At 34.0% G+C, this 18,209-nt stretch carries 25 protein-coding genes and 2 pseudogenes; 9 read left to right on the top strand and 18 right to left on the bottom strand.

All coding sequences use genetic code 11. The features are described from left to right. The 14 genes and pseudogenes from BAU27_RS14555 to BAU27_RS14490 form a co-directional block, all read right to left on the bottom strand. The coding region (locus BAU27_RS14555; RefSeq protein WP_139254653.1) for a M23 family metallopeptidase at positions 1 to 493 on the bottom strand (493 nt) is incomplete at its 3' end. 348 nt (positions 494 to 841) lie between these two features. Then, positions 842 to 1,819, bottom strand: coding sequence for a lysozyme family protein (locus tag BAU27_RS14545; protein WP_071771245.1), 978 nt, complete (start codon positions 1,817 to 1,819; stop codon positions 842 to 844). A gap of 238 nt (positions 1,820 to 2,057) precedes the next feature. Then, positions 2,058 to 2,444 carry a hypothetical protein gene (locus BAU27_RS14540; protein ID WP_071771244.1) on the bottom strand — a complete coding sequence of 129 codons (387 nt, stop codon included), beginning with the start codon at positions 2,442 to 2,444 and terminating at the stop codon, positions 2,058 to 2,060. A gap of 159 nt (positions 2,445 to 2,603) precedes the next feature. Next, positions 2,604 to 2,909: a hypothetical protein gene (locus BAU27_RS14535; RefSeq protein ID WP_071771243.1), complete on the bottom strand. Its 306-nt coding sequence runs from the start codon at positions 2,907 to 2,909 to the stop codon at positions 2,604 to 2,606. Positions 2,910 to 2,924: 15 nt separating this feature from the next. Beyond that, the gene (locus BAU27_RS14530) at positions 2,925 to 3,191 is read right to left on the bottom strand and encodes a hypothetical protein (protein WP_071771242.1); all 267 of its coding nucleotides are present in this window, start codon (positions 3,189 to 3,191) and stop codon (positions 2,925 to 2,927) included. After that, positions 3,188 to 3,379 (bottom strand): hypothetical protein, encoded by a 192-nt coding sequence (locus tag BAU27_RS14525; protein WP_071771241.1) that lies wholly within the window; start codon positions 3,377 to 3,379, stop codon positions 3,188 to 3,190. The genes BAU27_RS14530 and BAU27_RS14525 overlap by 4 nt, the downstream gene beginning before the upstream one ends. Positions 3,380 to 3,391: 12 nt before the next feature. Continuing rightward, on the bottom strand, positions 3,392 to 4,150 hold the full coding sequence (locus tag BAU27_RS14520) for an ATP-binding protein (protein ID WP_071771240.1): 759 nt from the start codon (positions 4,148 to 4,150) through the stop codon (positions 3,392 to 3,394). Then, on the bottom strand, positions 4,134 to 5,006 hold the full coding sequence (locus BAU27_RS14515) for a hypothetical protein (RefSeq protein WP_071771239.1): 873 nt from the start codon (positions 5,004 to 5,006) through the stop codon (positions 4,134 to 4,136). Before BAU27_RS14515 ends, BAU27_RS14520 begins: the two co-directional genes overlap by 17 nt. Continuing rightward, positions 5,007 to 5,183 carry a hypothetical protein gene (locus BAU27_RS32355; RefSeq protein WP_175546545.1) on the bottom strand — a complete coding sequence of 59 codons (177 nt, stop codon included), beginning with the start codon at positions 5,181 to 5,183 and terminating at the stop codon, positions 5,007 to 5,009. 13 nt (positions 5,184 to 5,196) lie between these two features. Continuing rightward, positions 5,197 to 5,828, bottom strand: a pseudogene (locus tag BAU27_RS14510) (Sak single strand annealing protein). A gap of 17 nt (positions 5,829 to 5,845) precedes the next feature. After that, a complete protein-coding gene (locus BAU27_RS14505) occupies positions 5,846 to 6,037 on the bottom strand; it encodes a limonene cyclase (protein WP_254797964.1) in 192 nt (63 codons plus the stop codon). Position 6,038: 1 nt separating this feature from the next. Next, positions 6,039 to 6,239, bottom strand: coding sequence for a hypothetical protein (locus tag BAU27_RS14500; protein ID WP_071771238.1), 201 nt, complete (start codon positions 6,237 to 6,239; stop codon positions 6,039 to 6,041). A gap of 641 nt (positions 6,240 to 6,880) precedes the next feature. Beyond that, positions 6,881 to 7,648 (bottom strand): phage antirepressor KilAC domain-containing protein, encoded by a 768-nt coding sequence (locus BAU27_RS14495; protein WP_071771237.1) that lies wholly within the window; start codon positions 7,646 to 7,648, stop codon positions 6,881 to 6,883. 79 nt (positions 7,649 to 7,727) lie between these two features. Further along, positions 7,728 to 7,931 (bottom strand): helix-turn-helix transcriptional regulator, encoded by a 204-nt coding sequence (locus tag BAU27_RS14490; RefSeq protein WP_071771236.1) that lies wholly within the window; start codon positions 7,929 to 7,931, stop codon positions 7,728 to 7,730. A gap of 249 nt (positions 7,932 to 8,180) precedes the next feature. On the opposite strand from BAU27_RS14490, the gene BAU27_RS14485 reads away from it, so the two are divergent. Further along, entirely contained in the window at positions 8,181 to 8,531 is a 351-nt protein-coding gene (locus BAU27_RS14485) for a helix-turn-helix domain-containing protein (RefSeq protein WP_071771235.1), read from the top strand. On the opposite strand, the gene BAU27_RS32350 is transcribed toward BAU27_RS14485, so the two are convergent. After that, positions 8,532 to 8,690 carry a hypothetical protein gene (locus BAU27_RS32350; protein WP_175546544.1) on the bottom strand — a complete coding sequence of 53 codons (159 nt, stop codon included), beginning with the start codon at positions 8,688 to 8,690 and terminating at the stop codon, positions 8,532 to 8,534. A gap of 598 nt (positions 8,691 to 9,288) precedes the next feature. On the opposite strand from BAU27_RS32350, the gene BAU27_RS14480 reads away from it, so the two are divergent. From BAU27_RS14480 to BAU27_RS14450, 7 genes are all read left to right on the top strand, one after another. Then, positions 9,289 to 9,636, top strand: a complete 348-nt coding sequence (locus BAU27_RS14480) for a helix-turn-helix domain-containing protein (protein WP_071771234.1) — start codon at positions 9,289 to 9,291, stop codon at positions 9,634 to 9,636. Between the two features lie 187 nt (positions 9,637 to 9,823). Beyond that, positions 9,824 to 10,540, top strand: a complete 717-nt coding sequence (locus tag BAU27_RS31850) for a hypothetical protein (protein ID WP_071771233.1) — start codon at positions 9,824 to 9,826, stop codon at positions 10,538 to 10,540. 320 nt (positions 10,541 to 10,860) lie between these two features. Further along, positions 10,861 to 11,595 (top strand): ribonuclease, encoded by a 735-nt coding sequence (locus BAU27_RS14470; RefSeq protein WP_083596014.1) that lies wholly within the window; start codon positions 10,861 to 10,863, stop codon positions 11,593 to 11,595. Positions 11,596 to 11,827: 232 nt separating this feature from the next. After that, a complete protein-coding gene (locus BAU27_RS14465) occupies positions 11,828 to 12,523 on the top strand; it encodes a hypothetical protein (RefSeq protein ID WP_071771232.1) in 696 nt (231 codons plus the stop codon). 304 nt (positions 12,524 to 12,827) lie between these two features. Beyond that, entirely contained in the window at positions 12,828 to 13,400 is a 573-nt protein-coding gene (locus BAU27_RS14460; RefSeq protein WP_071771231.1) for an excalibur calcium-binding domain-containing protein, read from the top strand. Between the two features lie 56 nt (positions 13,401 to 13,456). Next, positions 13,457 to 14,116: a class D sortase gene (locus BAU27_RS14455; RefSeq protein WP_071771230.1), complete on the top strand. Its 660-nt coding sequence runs from the start codon at positions 13,457 to 13,459 to the stop codon at positions 14,114 to 14,116. Between the two features lie 131 nt (positions 14,117 to 14,247). Further along, complete coding sequence (locus tag BAU27_RS14450) at positions 14,248 to 14,712, top strand: stress protein (RefSeq protein WP_071771229.1); 465 nt, start codon at positions 14,248 to 14,250, stop codon at positions 14,710 to 14,712. Between the two features lie 470 nt (positions 14,713 to 15,182). Here BAU27_RS14450 and BAU27_RS14440 read toward each other — a convergent pair whose 3' ends face one another. Both BAU27_RS14440 and BAU27_RS14435 read right to left on the bottom strand, forming a co-directional pair. Then, entirely contained in the window at positions 15,183 to 16,811 is a 1,629-nt protein-coding gene (locus tag BAU27_RS14440) for a peptide ABC transporter substrate-binding protein (RefSeq protein WP_071771227.1), read from the bottom strand. A 214-nt stretch (positions 16,812 to 17,025) separates the two neighbouring features. Further along, positions 17,026 to 17,202, bottom strand: a complete 177-nt coding sequence (locus BAU27_RS14435; protein ID WP_139254652.1) for a helix-turn-helix domain-containing protein — start codon at positions 17,200 to 17,202, stop codon at positions 17,026 to 17,028. Between BAU27_RS14435 and BAU27_RS14430 the strand changes: the two are divergent. Further along, a pseudogene (locus BAU27_RS14430) lies at positions 17,153 to 17,454 on the top strand (CPBP family intramembrane glutamic endopeptidase); the annotation flags it as partial. The gene BAU27_RS14435 and the pseudogene BAU27_RS14430 overlap by 50 nt on opposite strands. Before the next feature lie 155 nt (positions 17,455 to 17,609). Here the strand turns inward: BAU27_RS14430 and BAU27_RS14425 are convergent. Beyond that, on the bottom strand, positions 17,610 to 18,209 hold a 600-nt coding region (locus BAU27_RS14425), incomplete at its 5' end, for an RNA-guided endonuclease TnpB family protein (RefSeq protein ID WP_071771225.1).

The following is an 18,209-nucleotide window of genomic DNA, read 5'->3' as shown; positions in this document are numbered from 1 at the left end:
GTTTATCATGATAGTTAACACCAAACCCTTCTGGATACTTTGATTTGGCGAACCCAATACCCTCTGGTTGCGGCACACCGCTATCGCCACCTTTCCCCAAGTAGTCTAACGGGTTCACAGCATCACTCTTACTATCATTCCAGCGTCCTTTATGCATTTCAAAATGTAAGTGTTGGCCTTCAGACTGCCCCGTGTTCCCCATAACTCCAATTGTTTGTCCTTGTGTAACATAATCGCCTACTTTTACTGTTCGAGAACCACTACGCATATGAGCGTATACAGTTTCCCATGTAACTCCATCAATAGTATGCACAATCATAATACATTCACCATAACTAGATGAAAGATAAGAACGACTAACCTGCCCGTTAGCCGCTGCATAAATCGGATGATAGCCCGCTTCAGCAAGGTCTACCCCATGATGATCTGGTCTACTACCTCTAAAACCACTTGTTACTCTCGTTGTATCTGTAGGATAAATAAATTTTGCCATATTAGTCTTCCTTTCTATTTTTACTCAATATAAAAAAGGCACTTAAATGAGCACCTTCGTTCACTGTCTATATTTATTATTTTTTGGATGTATTATAGTTTTCAAATCTAAAGATGAACAGAATGAAAAGCTCTCTGCCGTTACCTAACATCAAAATGTTCTTCTTTTAACCATGTACCATTTCCAATATCAAAATAACCATCTTGTCGTGCATAAACCCTATATGGAACAAATCCATCTACATTACCTGTATAATTCCTATTAGGACCATCATATGTGTTAATACCATAACCTACTGGATATTTTGAATAAGCAATGAATCATTGTTCAACTAATTTTTCTACCCTTTTATCGAATATCTAAAATATCAAAATGTTTTTCAGGTGCCCAACTATTTCTACCAACATCGATCCATCCTTCTTTACGAGCATAAATCATGACAGGCGCTTTTGAAGAAATTGTACCTTTATATGGACCATCAATACCATCGTAATAATTTACTCCCCATCCTTCTGGATACTTTGATACTGCTTTGAAAGGCCAGTAATTATAATGTTCAGCCTTTACCCAACGACTTCTACCTAAATCTAACCAAACATCACCATCTGCTCCCCAGTAGGCACCCCAATATAATACTTCCGCTGCTGTTGTAAAACGTCCTTGAAAAGAACCGTGTGGTTTATCATGATAGTTAACACCAAACCCTTCTGGATACTTTGATTTGGCAAACCCAATACCCTCTGGTTGCGACACACCGCCACCAGTTCCTCCATCAAAATCTACATATTGCTTAACAATTTCAGAGTAGAAGAAATTCCCTCCATTTTTATATCGATACCCACCATTGTAGGCAATGGCAATAGGCTGACTATACTTAACCATAGCACCAGTTGTATTTCCAAGAGATGGTGCAACAACCGTTTTAGAATACAGATCCGCCACCGGTAATGAATGTTGTTTATTGTTAGAAGCTAACCAGCGAAGGTAAGCTCGTCCAAAATTATATGATTGAACAATGGCACTTAAATCTGTAATACCATTCTTCTTTGCATCATCAAAAGCTCCTTTTAAATGCTTCACTCCGTAATAAATTGAATCTTTAGGATTTTTGATTGTATTCATTGGCCATCCTTGGGATTCACTTGACTGCATAATATCAGGTGTTGTTTCAGAATTCCCGTCACTTTCTACCATAATAATTCCGAGTACGTAAGGAACTAACTCAGATACACCTTGTGCAGCACATTCACTTTCTACCATTGTCTGCCATCGTAATACTTGTTGCGGCAGATTCTTTGTCGTAACTGAAGCAGCTAATATACTCATTACTAAACATCTCCTTATTTTCCTATTATTTTTGTCTAAAAAACTACTAATTTACTAAGTACACCCAACAACTAAATGCCCATCTTTCCATAAAATTACTTAATGACACTCACCTTCTTTCACAACAAAAAGAGCAACCATAAAAATAGTTGCCCTTTCGTCAAAATCTTATATTACTACTATAAATCATTTTTACAATGCTTTCTGTACACCACATGTAACCTACATAAAGGTAACATTAAAATTCAGCTAGAAACTTGACAATCTTTTTTATTTCAGCATGCTTACGTCGGATATAGCCTGTACTATAATGCAAATCAAAAGCTATTTGTTCTAAAGTCATTCCGTCCACATATTTCATTTTTAGTATTCGATTTTCTAATCCGGTAAACTTACTAATCAAATACTTTAAATCGTACATAGCATTCATTTTATGAGCTAATTCATATTCAATTGCTTCAATATGTCCTTCTACTTTCGCACCGTTCGATTCAGCAGTTAAACGAACATCCCGTAAATCACCACTAATCCAACGTTTTAATTCAGCTTTTGTTTTATCTAAATTGTAGTCCAAATAAGCAATATCTTCTTCTAATTTCTGATAATCTTTCATCCAGTCAAACAAATGATGATTCACCTACTTTCTATATAAAAAACAACAAATCTCATAAAACATGTTTATTTTTTTTCGTTCTAAGACGTTTTACCATCCTCAAGACCAATGGCATTCAGAAAGAAAAACAACTTCAAACTACAACCCTTCAACGAAGTTTGTGAATACTTGTTAACTCTTTCCGCTCTCGTCATAGCGATTCCCTTGCTTCCCTGGTAGCTTCGTTGCTGCTAGATGATAAGACCAACCACTCTTTAATCGACTATAAAATGTGTAACGTGATATACCGTTATGCTCCGCCATATGCATCCATTCACCATGTTTTCTATCAAAATCCATTTTCTTTTTCCCAACCTGTTGCGTTATCGCTCTTTCGATATCCCAGTCATAGCGGTATACTCTCTCCTGAAGTCTTTGTCTGCTGATACCATTCGCTTTAGCTCGCTTATAATGTTCATCTAAGATAAAGAAGTTCATTGCCATGCCCCTTTCTTAATCCAATGCCATAATTTCAGCTAACGTTCTATCTGAAATGTAAGTGTTGATAATCTGAATCCGACCATATTTATCTTTAGCCATTCCTACGGCTTCGCTTTCTGATTTTGCTTCAAACCAACGAAGTTTCCATTTATCATCTTTGTCGTAAAACTCTACTGAGTACGTTATGACGCTTGTAACACATTGCAAAAAATTATTAGACGTGCTCTTTGCTTCATAATCAAAACTTCCAACGACATCCTCAAGTGTTAATTGCCTCATGCTACTGTCTCGGCTTTCTCACGCATTTGTAATTGATGGATTGCTTTTAACCTCGTCATAACGGCATGACGTCTTCTATCCACTTCTTCAGGTGTCCGATTCCCCGCTTCGCAAGTACATGGTGCGAATTGGTACATACCCATTCCCATATCATTTCTAATTACTCCAGTTCCTTCACATACACACATCTTAATTCCCCCTTAGAATGGTAATGCTTTTCTTCTATAATCCTTTGTATCTTTAAAAACAATTGCTCTAAAGTTATTGAATATACGTGATACAATCCGTTCGTCATATGCGCCCTCTAAACGATCTCCAGTAAGGTTTGTCGTGAAGATAGTAGATTTACCTTGCCTTCCATCGAAAACATCGAATAACACTCTATTAATGAAGTTTGTAGCTTTTGTATTAGCATCTAATGCGCCTAACTCTGCCCCTAAATCATCAACTATCAATACATCTGCTCTTACTAATGTCCGAATGATTGAATCCTCCGTTAAGGAGGAATCTTTATTGAACGTACTTTTAATCTTCCTTAGCAATTCGCCAACTGTAACGAAGACCACTGATATCCCTGCTCCTGCAAGCTGATCTGCGATGGCATAAGCAAGATGTGTTTTCCCCGCTCCGCAATTACCGGCCATAATTGTATTGAACACTTTCCTATTGAGATAATCCGTTGCGATGATCTTTGCAAGTTCACGGTTCTTCGCTCCTTCCTCGCTAGTAGGTTGGTAGTTATCAAAATTAGCTTTCTTAATATCGCTATCAGCAATCATGCTTTGTTGATGGAATAAGAATTTCTTCTCGTTCGCTTTATCCGCATCGTATTTCGCTTGTTCTTGTTCTTGGAGCTTCTTACTATCGTTTTCAAGGAAGCAACGAGGGCAAACAACTTGTCCACCGAACTTCATCTTATTCATGCCATGCGTATCACAAACATCAGAATCCATAGTCATATTCACCTTTTTGGCTATATCGGTTGGTATTGCTGCCGCCGCTCTCTGCATTGTTCTTCGCTCCTTTTTTAGAATTCATTTGAATTGTTAATTGATCAAACTTTTCACGTAGCTTTTTAGGAGATAAGATGTTTCCTTGCCAAAATGGATCTGCTTGGCACCAATCAATAACATCTTTAATCTCTTGCAATTCACGGTTATCCTTTTCACGCATTAATCTAAAATCATTAGACCAAGTATCGAAGTTAGGCTCTTTTTGTTTAGGATTATTACCCTTAATTTTTTCAAACAAATACTTAGCCCCATTGGTGTCGCAAGTTTCAAACTTGTGACGAGGAGTCTTTTTTTCTTTTTCTTTTTCTTTTTCTTTTTCTTTTTCTTTTTCTTTTTCTTTTTGTCCCCGTATCGTGGACGTATCGTGTGACGTATCGTCAAGACCCGCATAAACACTGACTTTTTGAACTAATGATGTGTTTTCCGTTCGTTCCAGAACTAGTTTCACTAATGATAAATCTTTAATACTTTTTAGTTCTTTTTTGATACAATCCTCAATCGGCTTACCACCTTTGTTAAGATTGTATTTACCCCAATTTAGTATGCAAAGTTCTCTTGTTTCCTCGTTATAAGCCACAAGATCGTGATGATTCATGAAGCGATCCAATAAAGCTTTTGCACTTTCAATCGAGTAACCTAATTCAAAAGCCATTTGTTTTCTAGTTATCTGATAAACTCCAATTTGAGTTGTGTGCTCATTTGTCATTAGATAGAGGTAAAAGTACTTATCCTCAGGTTTCATCTCTTCTGAAACTCTTGCATCCGACCAAAATGAAGTCTGCACGTGCCTGTATTTTGCCATTTAATTCACTTCCCTTTCGCATACCGCTATGTCGCCTTGAATTTTGATTACTCTGTATCCTGGATAGCGATCAGGAGTGATGTACTCAATCGCCTTCGCTTTCACTTCTTGTTCATTCTTTGCGCCCTTCCTCACCCATGAAGGAAGGACGATTCTCGATTGATTTTTGTCTAACATAGGTTTCAACTCCTTAGTTTGTTTGTTCTATCTTTTCAACCTGTTCTTTCTCTTCCGTCTCAGCTATTTCTTTTTCAGCCTGCTTAACCCATTTTGTTGATTTCTTAAGTACTTCTTCAGCTTGTTTTAGTGTCAATTCGCTGACTTCCGTGATGCTTAAGTGCCCTTTAATCGTATCCTCATCTACTTTTCGAAGAGTAGCCAATTTTTTAATGTTTAATTTGATTGCACCTACTTGTTGAGCAGTAATCATCTCCACTTGGATCTCTGGTAAATCTTCACCTGCGTAGATGTATAATCCTAGTCCGTGAAGTGCAATTGCTTTTACTAAGCAACGTTGGATACTTGTGTTAATATCAAAACTGTTTGGTTCAACTATCGGTTTGTTTTGATTGTTAAGTATTGGGTGAATCTGACTTAGTGGTATCCTTGTACAGTTACTTCAACTTCTACAAAGTAACCACAATCCGTTTTAAGGTAAGGGACGTCATTGAATCGCTTAACTTCCCATGTAGCAGTTGGATCTATTTCACGAAGCTTCTTAACTGCCCAATCCCAAGATAGATAACTAAAGCGTCCTTTTTTTTCAACGTGTTCCGAGCAATCTATTTGAGCTACTTTAGAAAAGTAATTTTCAATTGTCATATAAATCTCCCTCTCTTTTAAAATGGTGCAATTTCTTCTTTCTCTTCTTGTTGGCTAGTTTTGTACATTTCCTCAAGTACTTGTAAGCCGTGTTCATACGCTAAGATGACAGCGGTTGAATCAGGTTCTCCATTTTTCCTGTTGTGTTCAATTAATCTATTAAAAATTCGTCTTTCTAATTTGAACTTATCGTGTATATTCATATCCATTTCACTCACCTGCCACTTTCCTCATTGAATGTTCTTCAACATATTGTTTAATGCATTCTGATTCTGTATGGATCGGATCACCACTGAAATCAAGGTATCCTTCTCCGTAATAGATTTCTCCGCCACAACCGGCACAATATTCCATGAAATCTCTCACTGATGAATCATGATGATTGCCAATTAACATTGGATTTTCAATCATTTCCACATTCCTCCTTATTTACTGTAGGAGAAAACATCTGGTATAACGTAAGTAAGTTAATAAGTGTGTTTTCTCCAAACCGTCTTAGGGGTAAGGCGGTTTTTTATTTTTTCAATAGTATTTACTAAACAATTCTGTTAAAATTTAGTTACCGATATGTGTAACAACCGGCCTGTGCTTCTGTACGGGCTTTTTTGATGCTTTCACGCATCGGAATATCATCAAACCACAGAATATTCAGACAAAAAAGAACTTGTCTGTGTTCATAAATTCGTAACATCTATATATAAAGTTAGTATGAATTACGTGTTACACTTTGTACATTCCAAAAAGTTCTTATAGAATCGACAACTCGATGATCTTAGTACTGCCCTGCATCCCCTGCAGGGCTTCCCTCATTTAGCTAGAGTTATATACTTGTATGTTTCCTCAACCTTATCTGCGCTGTTGTGTACCTCTCTAGCTCTCAAATCCTTTATAATCCACAAGATTTTCTTTCGTTCGTATTCATCTCGCTGCTGTTTATTTGTCATTTTCAAGCCATCCTGCTCTCTTTGCTGCAACATCTATTCGGTGCACTAAGTATGTCGATAAACATATAGCTATCGCGACAATTATCAAGGATAGTGAGCTTTCCATCTCTAAACCGCCTCCTGATTAAGAAACTTATTAATGAAGTAAAGCTGACCTTTCCCTGTAACTTTTGGTGTAAATGATGTTACGAATTCACCTTCGCTATTTGTTCTTACAAATTCTTGTGACTCGAATAGTCCTAAATCCATTGAATACTGAGTAGGTGTATTGTACATGCTTCCTCTTTTCTTGCAAAGATAGCCGTTTTCTCTCAACCATTCGAAGAGTCTGTTTTGACCTATGTCTATTCCTTTTTGCTTCATTAGAATCGCTAACTGCTTTATGCTGATTAGATTCGTTGAAACTTGGATTGCTTGAGCGAATGTTACTAAAGATTGTTGCTGCAATACTTTGCGTTCAGCTTCAATGCGCTTTGCTTGTTCTTCTTTTAAGTTAGTGAGAAGACCGATCATGAAGTCTGGATTAGTTACCGCTTGTTCTAGTACTTGATCTGTCATGTATGCACCATGCTTACGGATTATTGGGAGAACTTCTATTGCTAACCAATCTTGGAAAACCTCTGCGATTTCGTTACTAGCTTTAAAAGTTAGCTTGTAAACTAACGATTCAGGTATTAAATCGCCTTTCCCCACAAGCGGGGAATTTTTAGGAAGATAAGAATTCACCCTATCCCATCTGATATACGTTTTTCCATTTTTCTTTTGCGTGAATCCTAAGCTTTGGGAAACCTGTTCCACATCGAATAATACTTCGCCATTTTCGAATTTTGCAGATACCTCGAAAATTTTATTTTTAAAAGTTTTTAATGCATTCATCTCTTTAACTCCTTTAAATTAGTTCGAAAAAATCGAACTTAATATTTAAAAAAAATCTTTAAATGCTATTACATTCGATTTATTCAACTTTTTTAAACAGTTCTTCAACTGGTATAGAAAATATTCTTGAAATTGCAAATGTAGCTTCTTTACCAGGTGATTTCGTACCTTTAACATATTCACAAACTGTACTCTTAGAGCGTTTTATCTCCTTAGCAAGTTGCACTTGTCTCATTTCATTTTCATCAAGCAGAGCCGACAATTTTTTGTTATCAAAAATCATTTCCCTGTTCACCTCGCTTACAAATACTATTATAACAAAAAGTTCGAAAAAAGGGAACTATTTTTCCGAACTTTTTTATGTATTTTTCATTTATAAATTTACCTATAACAACTTGCAACACTATAAAAGTTTGCCCAGAGCGAACTTTTATACTAAAATGAACTTAATTACTGTTACAGTGTGTTAGTAACACACTTAATAATAAATTATTGCACATTATTTTAATTTATATAAAAGGGGGAATTATTTATGCGTGGGGATAGAGTAAAACAATTACGAAAAGAAATGAAATGGACTCAAGAAGAGTTGGGGAATCATGTTGATCTAAAGAAATCTACTATATCTGAAATTGAAAACAATAAAAAAGATGCTGGAAGAAAAGCAATTACGAGAATTGCTACCGTATTGAACTGCACTACAGATTATCTACTAGGATTATCTGACGATCCAGAGCTTAACCAAGAAGAAAACAAGATTGTTACCGAAGAAGGAAAGAACATAATGGCTTTAATTGAAAGTCTTCCAGAAGATGAGAGAAAGAAAGCTTGGGAACAATTAGAGATGTATGTGACTTATATGCAAAATAAAAAGAATGGCTAATCAAAGAAGACTACTGATGTGACAGTCTTCTTTTTTATGTATTTGATTTTCCTTATAAAATTCATCTAGACATATTTTAAAAATATCTTCTGCTTTAATCGGAGCCTCATGTTTCAAACCCAATTTTACCGCTTCCCTAACTAATTGCTCTTTTTTCATATCTACTTCCCCCTATATTCTCTTTAATATATGTAGACTTTCTTAAAATGAAGAGCTTTTGTCGCTTTGGGTCAAAAACTCCCCACTTCCTTTAGAGCAGAATTGACACTATCAAGTTGATAGTGTCAATTGGAAAGCGGTGATAGAAAAACAAACTACAGTAGCAATTGTCAAAATGGCTTTACTAAACTTACCTTTCAAATACTTCACCAACTTTTATGAATAATTTATCTATAACGTTTTAAGACTGTTTTCAGTAGAATACTACGGAAAATTCTTGATTGAATGTTCTCTGTATTCTCTTCCCTCTTCTCCACCTTTTGCTATCTCCATGTAATATAGTTGAAAACTATTTAATCTACCATTTTTGAGAGATTTTAGAAATCCTTATATAACAGTTTTTCTTGAATTTTATAGAAAGAAGTATGCATTTTTACAGTCTTTCTTTTAAAACCCTCTATATGAATATTTTACCACAAAAATCGAACTTTTGTTCCTTTTATTTTTCATAAATAGAAATACGACCTAAATATAACAAAAAAGGTCAGAATAACTACCAATTATGGTATAGTAATAAAGTGATTATTATACTCAAAATATGAAAACTACAGTCGGTCAAAACATTAAAAATTTCAGAAAGTCTTTCGGTTTAACGCAAGAACAATTATCTGATAGAACAGGGTTGTCACGTGGACAAATCAAAAATTGGGAAGTAAATCGCCATGAACCTGATCTTGAAAGTTTGAAAGTACTTGCATCGTTTTTTAATACCTCCATAGACCGTCTCCTTAGCTTCGAAGACGAGAAGGAAGATGCATTACTAGAGTTACTATTTAACGATGTCCAAAGAGCTTATGAGGAGCTTGATGGGTGTCAACAAGGTCGTTTTGCAAAGCAGGTTTCATTGTATGTGAAAATGTTACGTGATAACAAAGACATACTATGATTTGATTTCATTTTAGAAGAAATCATTTCCAATATCTAGAGGTGAAATTTTACATAATTTTACCGATTTATCCATCGAGGGCTTAGGCTCTCTTTTTTTATTTTCATTCGACAAAATATGACAAAATAGTTATAACTGGATTTGTTATGCTTGCTTGAGAAATCTTACATTTTGAAGGGGACGTACAATGAAATTCACTTTATTTACAATATCTAACGAACAAATTAAAGAACAATTGAGCAAATTACAAACGAAAGTTGAATCTTTGGAAACTGTAAAAGATGTACAGGATAAGATTATTTCTGCAAAAGACAGCCAAATCACATTTTTACAAGGTGAAATCTCCAGTATATCCAATTGGGTTATTGGAGGAACCGGGGTCATCATTGCTCTTGCATCTGCTGCTTTTATTTATATTAAACTTCTAGAGAACAAGGCTAAGAAAAAAATTGCAGATGGAGAAACACAAATAAATTTAGCCACCCAAAAAATAGCCGAAGCTGAAACAAAACTTCAACAAGCTGACCAAAAATTAGAAGAAGTTGACAACAAAATAAAACAAATAAACAATATTAATGCAATAGCTGAGGAAAAAATAAACAAAATGAATTATAAACAGAAACTTGAAGTGAAATTTAATACGATAAAAACACGCTTAGAAAATTTAAATGCAAATCAAGCCTCATTTCAAGAAACAATTCCTGCGAAAGATCAAGACGCATTTAATAAATTAGTTAAAAAGAGAAAAAATCTAGAACAACACTATAGAATTCTATATTCTGACTTAAGCGACCGTATATTATTTGAAGAAGAAATTACCTCTGATATACTTCGAATGATAGAAAAATTAAATGATGATTCATTATCACTTGCCGAAGAATTTGTTTCTCTCGTTGTTATTTAAAACATTTTGTTCACTTTTACAATACATTTATGAAACATTCATATGTACGTTATATAAGTCCTTTAAAAAAAACATATTCATTCTGTAAAAAATTCCTAGTCCCTCTAGGAATTTTTACGTTCAAATAAAGAAATTCATCATATTTCTCAATATATAAAATTGCTTAACATGATAAAATAATATTTGGATAGGAGTCCAATACATATTATTAAAAGTAAAGTGGTTCAATTCGGAGGAAGGCACCTTAGGGTGTCTTTTTTTCTACCTATAACTGTTTAATTGTTATATAATAATAACATTGTATTTTAGGAGGAACATAAATGAACAAAAAACTAATCATTGGAATTATCGCTGTAATAGTAGCTATCATTGCTTCCGTAGCTATTTTTAAGGATTCCAAATCAGAAGATATGAAACCTAAGTATTCACAAAAAGATATGGATAAAGTTATTGATCAACAATTTAATGAGCAGCAAGAATTAAAAACACAAATCAAAGAGTTGAAATCTAAAGTAGACTCCTATGAAAAATTGCAAACTAGATCACTTCAAGAAACTACACAGCCGAGTCAAGAAAAAACTGAACCAGCTGAAAATGCTGATAAGGTTACATACGAAAAGGAAATTAAGCCTACTATTGATGAAATGTTAAAGGAATATGATGAAATTTGGAATCAGGACTGGAAAGCTATTTGGGGAGAAGGAAGCAAGGACCCTGAATCTCTTGACAAGAACGCTTTAAAAGAGAAAATGGAGTCAGTTACAAATCGATATGATGCGCTTTCCAAGAAAAATACAGAATTTAAAAGTGGCTCAAAGTTAACTGATCCTGTATTAAAAGAAAAGATTGAGAAATTCAGAGTAGAGTTTGGACTAGCAACTAACTATAGAAGTAATGCTGGAAAAGCTGTAGCTCAAGGGGTAAAAGGAGTAGCTCCGTTGAAAGAAAGAATGGAAGAAGCTCAAAAATCAATCAAGCTTTCCGATCAAAAACTAAGTAACGCTCTAGCTAGCTTAAATGAAATTGAATCAAAATTAGGAGTAAGTCGAAATTAGGCACTCGAAAGAGTTCTTTTATTTTTTCCTCAATGACTAACATTACTTAACATGGTAAAATAATATTCGGATGGGAGTCCAATACATATTATTAAAATTAAGATGGTTCAAGTCGGAGGAAGGCACCTTAGGGTGTCTTTTTTTATTTTTATTCGACGAAATATGACAAAACAATTGTAACTAAGTTTGTTATGATATTTCAGGAAATCTTATATTTTGAAGGGGACAAACAATGAAACTTACTTTATTTACAATATCTAACGAACAAATTAAAGAATCACTAAACAAGTTGCAAACGAAGGTTGAGTCTTTGGAGACAGTAAAAGAGGTCCAAGATAAAATCATTGCAACAAAAGATAGTCAAATATCATTTTTAAACGATCAAATAGCTAATATATGGACGCCAATCACAATTGTTGCAGGTTTTATTGCGTTAATTTTTGGTTATGTAGCATGGTTAAACAAACAAGCTCAGAAAAAAGTTGAACAAGCCGAATTATTAATCAGTCAAAACCAAGAGACGGCGAAAATTGCACGGAAAGAATTAAAAAGCTTAGAAGAAAAGCAGGAAAAACTTTCTTCTTTAAGTACTAATCTCATCACTATTCAAAAAGCTAGCGTAGTATTAAATAGCATTAATAACATGTTGTATTATATTGAAAACAATTTAAACAGTTTTAAAAGCGAGACATTCGAATCATATTTAAAACCTTCCGACGAACAGCTTACTCTCTTTAGTCATTTTTCTAATAAATATCATCATTTAAGATCATCTTTTTCTACCACATTAACAAAATTTAATATTGCTACACAAGAAGAGCAAAAAATTAGCGTTTCTGATCTTGAAGGTATCAATCAATTAGAACAACAAGTTAAAAAACTAAATACAGATATTCTTAATAAGCTGAATGAGTATGAGCAAGACTAGGCACTGTTCATTAATCTATATAAAATATAGATTAATGAACAATATAACTTAACATGGTAAAATAATATTTGGATGAGAGTCCAATACATATTATTAAAAGTAAAGTGGTTCAAGTCGGAGGAAGGCACCTTAGGGTGTCTTTTTTTATTTATCTTCGACATGATATGACAATATACAAATTAATAGTTTGTTATTATTATCTAGAAATCTTACATTTATCTACAAATTATTATTGTATTTTCAATTTTTTAAATGTAAAATATTTCAATGTAAATACATACCATTTAGGGAGATGGAGAAAATTATGAAAAAACTATTAGCTTCAGCAACAGCGGTCACATTATTAACAGTGGGGTACAGTTCTTCTGCATTTGCAGCAAAAAGTCCTAATGATACAAAAAACTGTGAACATTTTAAAAGCCAACAAGATGCTCAAGCATTCTGGGATCAAAACGGATATGGTGTTGGAAATGATCCACATCGTTTAGACAATGATAAAGATGGCATTCCATGTGAAGATTATAAGTATCCAACAAGCACAAATACTACAACAGAAAATAAAGAAACTACTAAACCTCAAGAACAAACTAAACAAGAAAATACTAAGCAGGAAAACACTAAGCAAGAACCTGCTAAACAAGAAAACACTAAGCAAGAGAATTCAAAACAAAACAACCAAACAACAAATACTAAGCCTCAAACAACTGCAAAAGAAACAAAGAAAAATACTAATACAGTTGTGAAAAAAGAAACTAAAAAACAAGGTGAAAAATTACCTAATACAGCATCAAACGGTGTTACAATGATGTTAGCAAGCTTAGGCTTAGCATTAACTGGATCTGTATTAATGTTCCGTCGTAAAAAGACAAACGCATAAAATAGTTCCTTAAAACGGCAGGAGAAATCCTGTCGTTTTCAAATGGAGTGATAAAAATGAATAAAAAACAATGGATAGGCTTATTTTTAATTGTTATTGGACTTACTATCTTTTCCTATTATTTTCTAGAATGGTATGGTGCTAGACAATCAGCAGAGTCGCTAACGACTAACGAAGCGAAGCACTATGAGACCTCCACACCTTCTAAAGAAAATGAAACAACAAACATCAATCAAACAGAGACAAAGACTGAGACTTCATTACAACCTGAAGACCCTGTACAAATTCCCGCTTCAAAGGTAAACCATCAATTAGGAGATAAAGTAGCATATTTAATTATCCCTAAAATACAAAAGAAATACTCTGTATATTGGGGAGCTGACGATAAAGTACTGAAAAAGGGTGTAGGTATGTTTGTTAGTGATCTAACTACTACACCATCTGGAAATGGGCATACAGTTTTAAGTGGGCATAGGGATACTGTTTTTACCGAGCTTGGTCAACTAAAGGAAAACGACCAACTTATCGTAGAATATGAAAATAAAACATATACATATAGAATTAACAAGCATTGGATAACGGATTCAGAAGATCGAACAGTTATTGTAGACAAAAGCGAGCCAACATTAACATTAACAACTTGTTATCCTTTTGACTATATAGGAGACGCTCCAGATCGATACATAATTGAATCATCTCTACTCTCCACTCGTTGAAGATGGGAGCTTCGGCTCTCTTTTTTTATTTGTATTCGACAAAATATGACAAGACAGTTGTAACTGGATTTGTTATGATTTGTTATGATTTCTATAAATCTTACAACTTGAATGTACGGAGGAAAGAAAAAATGAAACGAAAATTACTTACAGCATTAACTTGTAGCGCATTACTTATGGGGATGGCTGCTTGTAGTTCAAATGAAAAAACTGCGACTGAATCAAAACCAAAGCAAGAAGCGAAAAAGCCTGAACCAATTACTACAACTTCACTTATTAACGAGTTTAAAAAAGCTGGATTAGAAGCTGAAAATGCTACGGATCTACCACAAAAAGAATTTGGAAACATGCGTAAAGACGGGAAACGTATCCTAGTTCCTGCACTTGGTCAGGATAACGGTGGCCGTTTATTTGAATTTAGTAAGAAAGAAGATTTAGAGAAAGCTAAGAAGTACTATGATGATTTGAGTAACTCAAATCCAATACTTTTCTCACATACATACGCTAAAAGGAATTTCCTTTTACAAATGAATGGTGATATGAAAGATGAAGAGTTTAATAAATATAAAGAGGTTATGGATAAAACTATTAAGTAGGTTAATGAATCCGTTTTTATTTTCTAAAAACTGTGATAAAATCACAGTTGGATGGGAGTCCAATACATATTATTAAAATTAAAGTGGTTCAAGTCGGAGGAAGGCACCTTAGGGTGTCTTTTTCTTTATGGGGTACCGCCACATCGCTATCAACTTAAGAAAAGTAAACACCCCCAAAACAAAAAAACAAAAGACAATAAAATGAGTCATATGATACATCTAGTATCGGCTATCAATATTAGTAAGGCAGATAACATCATCCTATCAAATAAACCTATAAAGCCTAGAGTTACCAATGAAACAAAATTACTCATTTATTTAAGTGAACTTTTTAAAGAAAAATATTATCAAATAATAAAGTGAATCGTTTATATTCTAAATTAAAAATGTAATAAAACTTATTGAGACTATTAGAAAAGAGTTGATTACTTTTTGTATTAAGTACTCAACTCTTTTCTATTTCAGTATCTTTATTTTTTATTTATATAAGCATTTTTGTAGGTATATACACCACCGAATTGATGCTTTTCAATTCCTTTTACATACTCCTTTTGCACATATGCTAAACCAGTATGATAAAGGGGAGCAACAGCAGCATCTTCTAACAATACTCTCTCTGCTTCTCGTAAATAATCCCATCTTTTCTGTTGATCTAATACAACGTCATGTCTAGCTTTACTTATAAGATCATCAAAACTAGAATTTGAATACTCCATTTTATTATTTGGATTATCTGTCGTAAATAATTCTAAATAACTAATAGGATCTTTATAATCAGGTCCCCAACCTACCATAGATATATCATACTGTCCTGTTTGTTCAAGTTGCAATTTTTGTTTAGATGGTTGCTGCTTAATCTGTATCGTTAAGCCTTGTAAATGTTTTTCAAGTTCTCCTTTTATATATTCTGCGATATGTTTTGCATTGTCTTGTTCAAATGTTAAAAATTCAAGTGTGACATTTTCTGTATTAAGTTCTTTTTTGGCAACTTCCCAAGTTTGTTTCGCCTTTTGTAAATCATACACAGCAAGAGCGCCATTTTCTTGACGAAAATCTTTTCCATTTGTTTCATTCTTATATCCTACTGGTATAAGACCTTCTGCAGGTGTTGCACCATTATTGATAAAGTGATCCACAATTCCCTCTTTATTTAGTGCTAAAGAAATAGATTGTCTGGTTTTTTTGTTTGCTAACGTAGTGTTCTTTTCATTAAAACGTAACATAAATATCCCAGAATCTTTTTTCATATGTAATTCCTTTTTGCCCTTGTATTTATCTACAAATTTTGCACTAACAGGAGCACGATCAATACTACCCGATTCATATAAATTTAAGGCCGTCATTGAATCTTTTACAATATGAAAATTTATTGTCTCTAGCTTCACTTGTTCCTTATCCCAATATGTATTATTTTTCTTCAATTGAAATTCTTGTTCATGCTTCCATTTTTCTAACACAAATGCTCCATTATATATAAGATGATTTGGTTCTAAACCATAACTATTTCCTTGTTCTTTCACAAACGATTCATTCTGTGGTAAATAAATAGGCAGTGCTAATAATTGCAGTAAATATGGAACAGGCTGTTCTAGTTCTACTTCTAGCGTATGAGTATCTAATGCCTTTACTCCTAACTGATCAGCAGCCACTATACCTTCATTAATTTCTTTTGCCTTTTTTATATAAAATAGTAAGTATGCATATTGAGATGCTGTTTCAGGACTTAATGTTCGTTTCCAAGCAAAAGTAAAGTCATGTGCTGTTACCATTTCACCATTTGACCATTTAGCATCTTTACGCAAATGGAATGTATATCTTTTCCCATCTTCACTTCTCTCAAATGACTTTGCTACACCAGGAATAGGCCTATCTTGATTATCGAGTACATATAATCCTTCAAATATATTTTGCATCACATGTGATGATGTACCATCCATGGTTTTTGCGGTATCTAAAGAAGGCATTTCTTCAGATATTGTTAAATTTAATACTTGTTTTTGGTTCTCATTGACAGTTTTATTAGATTTACTACTACAAGCCGATAAAATTGAGGACGTGATAAGTGCACATACTAGTAAACCAATCTTTTTCTGTTTCATAAATTTCTCTCCTTAAATCCGTTTAATTTTATAAATAGATATATATTATAGCAGAAATATTACAATAAGGGGTACCGCCACACATCCATCAACTTAAGGATTTAATGTCCCCCCAAAACGATAAAAATAAACTTGGTTGCCATAAAAGGGGTACGGAAACGTTTCTGGGTATGAGGGGCCACCCTGGAATTTAATTACAAATCAAAAAAGAACTTTATTCAAGTTCTTTTAATCTACGATATAGAGCGGCCTGACTCACTCCTGTAATCTGGCATATTTCCTTTACTGTTTTATTGGTATGTTTTCGTAATTCAATTGCATGGTTCATGCCAGGATGTTTATCTGTGTATTTCTTCACTGTTCTTATTGCTTTCGTTTCTGCGGCGATCATTTCACCGATATATGAAGAGATATTTTATCGTGGTTTTTATATCGATGGCTACGTACACGTCTTGGTATGATAGGGGCTATTTTTCTAAGCTCATTAATCTTTACAACTGTTCACATTCCAACTTATAATGCGATGCCTGTAAACTTCTTGAGTGGTATAGTCTTTGCATGGGCGTATGAACGAACCAATTCAATTTGGCCGTCAGTTAGTCTAACTAATGGAATTATGGTTCTGCTGACAGCGATGGGATAGTAGAAGTTTGTTGTAAGTAGGTGAAGTGTCTTTAGATAGTGAACTATATTCAAAAATAACTATCGGGAAGCTGTAGTTGATTGAACTACCCCCACTTTCACTTCGTTTAGAAGAGGGGGATTCCTAAGTAAAGAGTTCCATCGAACTCTAATTGATTAGGCTATCTCCACAGTCCTTGCGGTTAGAAGCCTTATCGCTTCATTCTTTAGATTGATACTTGCGTTAATATCCCTATCATGGTGTGTACGACAAGAAGGGCAGTCCCATTTACGTAGGTTTAGATTTTTAACGTCTTTGTTTTGATATCCACAACAAGAACATAATTGGCTTGAAGCAAATGTTTTCGATACAACAATGACTTGTTTGCCGTACCATTTTGCTTTGTATTCCAACATAGTTCGAAACTGAGACCATGATACCTCACTAATTGCTTTTGCTAACTTATGATTCTTTAACATATTCGATACTTGCAAATCCTCTATACCGATAACATCGTGGTTTTTGATGATTTCAGTCGAGATTTTGTCCAAGTAATCTTTTCTAGCATTCGTCATGTATTCATGAATTCTAGCTACTTTTACTCGTTGTTTATTCCAGCGAGAAGATCCTTTCGTTCTTCTAGAAAGAACACGCTGTGCTTTTGCCAACTTCTCTTCTAATGATCGAAAAAACTTTGGGTTTTTATAGGTTGTTCCATCTGACAAAATGGCGAAATCTTTTAGTCCCACATCCATTCCAATGTAAGAATTTGTTTT

The organism is Bacillus sp. NH11B, assembly GCF_001884205.1.
Classification (GTDB): Bacteria; Bacillota; Bacilli; order Bacillales; family Bacillaceae_G; genus Bacillus_A; species Bacillus_A proteolyticus.
Note: the sequence above shows the minus strand (reverse complement) of the source record. Positions and strands in the feature narration are given on the sequence as shown.

Excerpts from the sequence above, each read along its gene's own strand:
- BAU27_RS14545 (WP_071771245.1), bottom strand. The coding sequence starts at position 1,819 with ATGAGTATATTAGCTGCTTCAGTTACGACAAAGAATCTGCCGCAACAA.
- BAU27_RS14535 (WP_071771243.1), bottom strand. The coding sequence starts at position 2,909 with ATGAACTTCTTTATCTTAGATGAACATTATAAGCGAGCTAAAGCGAAT.
- BAU27_RS14530 (WP_071771242.1), bottom strand. The coding sequence starts at position 3,191 with ATGAGGCAATTAACACTTGAGGATGTCGTTGGAAGTTTTGATTATGAA.
- BAU27_RS14525 (WP_071771241.1), bottom strand. The coding sequence starts at position 3,379 with ATGTGTGTATGTGAAGGAACTGGAGTAATTAGAAATGATATGGGAATG.
- BAU27_RS14520 (WP_071771240.1), bottom strand. The coding sequence starts at position 4,150 with ATGACTATGGATTCTGATGTTTGTGATACGCATGGCATGAATAAGATG.
- BAU27_RS14515 (WP_071771239.1), bottom strand. The coding sequence starts at position 5,006 with ATGGCAAAATACAGGCACGTGCAGACTTCATTTTGGTCGGATGCAAGA.
- BAU27_RS32355 (WP_175546545.1), bottom strand. The coding sequence starts at position 5,183 with ATGTTAGACAAAAATCAATCGAGAATCGTCCTTCCTTCATGGGTGAGG.
- BAU27_RS14505 (WP_254797964.1), bottom strand. The coding sequence starts at position 6,037 with ATGGATATGAATATACACGATAAGTTCAAATTAGAAAGACGAATTTTT.
- BAU27_RS14500 (WP_071771238.1), bottom strand. The coding sequence starts at position 6,239 with ATGATTGAAAATCCAATGTTAATTGGCAATCATCATGATTCATCAGTG.
- BAU27_RS14495 (WP_071771237.1), bottom strand. The coding sequence starts at position 7,648 with ATGAATGCATTAAAAACTTTTAAAAATAAAATTTTCGAGGTATCTGCA.
- BAU27_RS14490 (WP_071771236.1), bottom strand. The coding sequence starts at position 7,931 with ATGATTTTTGATAACAAAAAATTGTCGGCTCTGCTTGATGAAAATGAA.
- BAU27_RS14485 (WP_071771235.1), top strand. The coding sequence starts at position 8,181 with ATGCGTGGGGATAGAGTAAAACAATTACGAAAAGAAATGAAATGGACT.
- BAU27_RS32350 (WP_175546544.1), bottom strand. The coding sequence starts at position 8,690 with ATGAAAAAAGAGCAATTAGTTAGGGAAGCGGTAAAATTGGGTTTGAAA.
- BAU27_RS14480 (WP_071771234.1), top strand. The coding sequence starts at position 9,289 with ATGAAAACTACAGTCGGTCAAAACATTAAAAATTTCAGAAAGTCTTTC.
- BAU27_RS31850 (WP_071771233.1), top strand. The coding sequence starts at position 9,824 with ATGAAATTCACTTTATTTACAATATCTAACGAACAAATTAAAGAACAA.
- BAU27_RS14470 (WP_083596014.1), top strand. The coding sequence starts at position 10,861 with ATGAACAAAAAACTAATCATTGGAATTATCGCTGTAATAGTAGCTATC.
- BAU27_RS14465 (WP_071771232.1), top strand. The coding sequence starts at position 11,828 with ATGAAACTTACTTTATTTACAATATCTAACGAACAAATTAAAGAATCA.
- BAU27_RS14460 (WP_071771231.1), top strand. The coding sequence starts at position 12,828 with ATGAAAAAACTATTAGCTTCAGCAACAGCGGTCACATTATTAACAGTG.
- BAU27_RS14455 (WP_071771230.1), top strand. The coding sequence starts at position 13,457 with ATGAATAAAAAACAATGGATAGGCTTATTTTTAATTGTTATTGGACTT.
- BAU27_RS14450 (WP_071771229.1), top strand. The coding sequence starts at position 14,248 with ATGAAACGAAAATTACTTACAGCATTAACTTGTAGCGCATTACTTATG.
- BAU27_RS14440 (WP_071771227.1), bottom strand. The coding sequence starts at position 16,811 with ATGAAACAGAAAAAGATTGGTTTACTAGTATGTGCACTTATCACGTCC.
- BAU27_RS14435 (WP_139254652.1), bottom strand. The coding sequence starts at position 17,202 with ATGATCGCCGCAGAAACGAAAGCAATAAGAACAGTGAAGAAATACACA.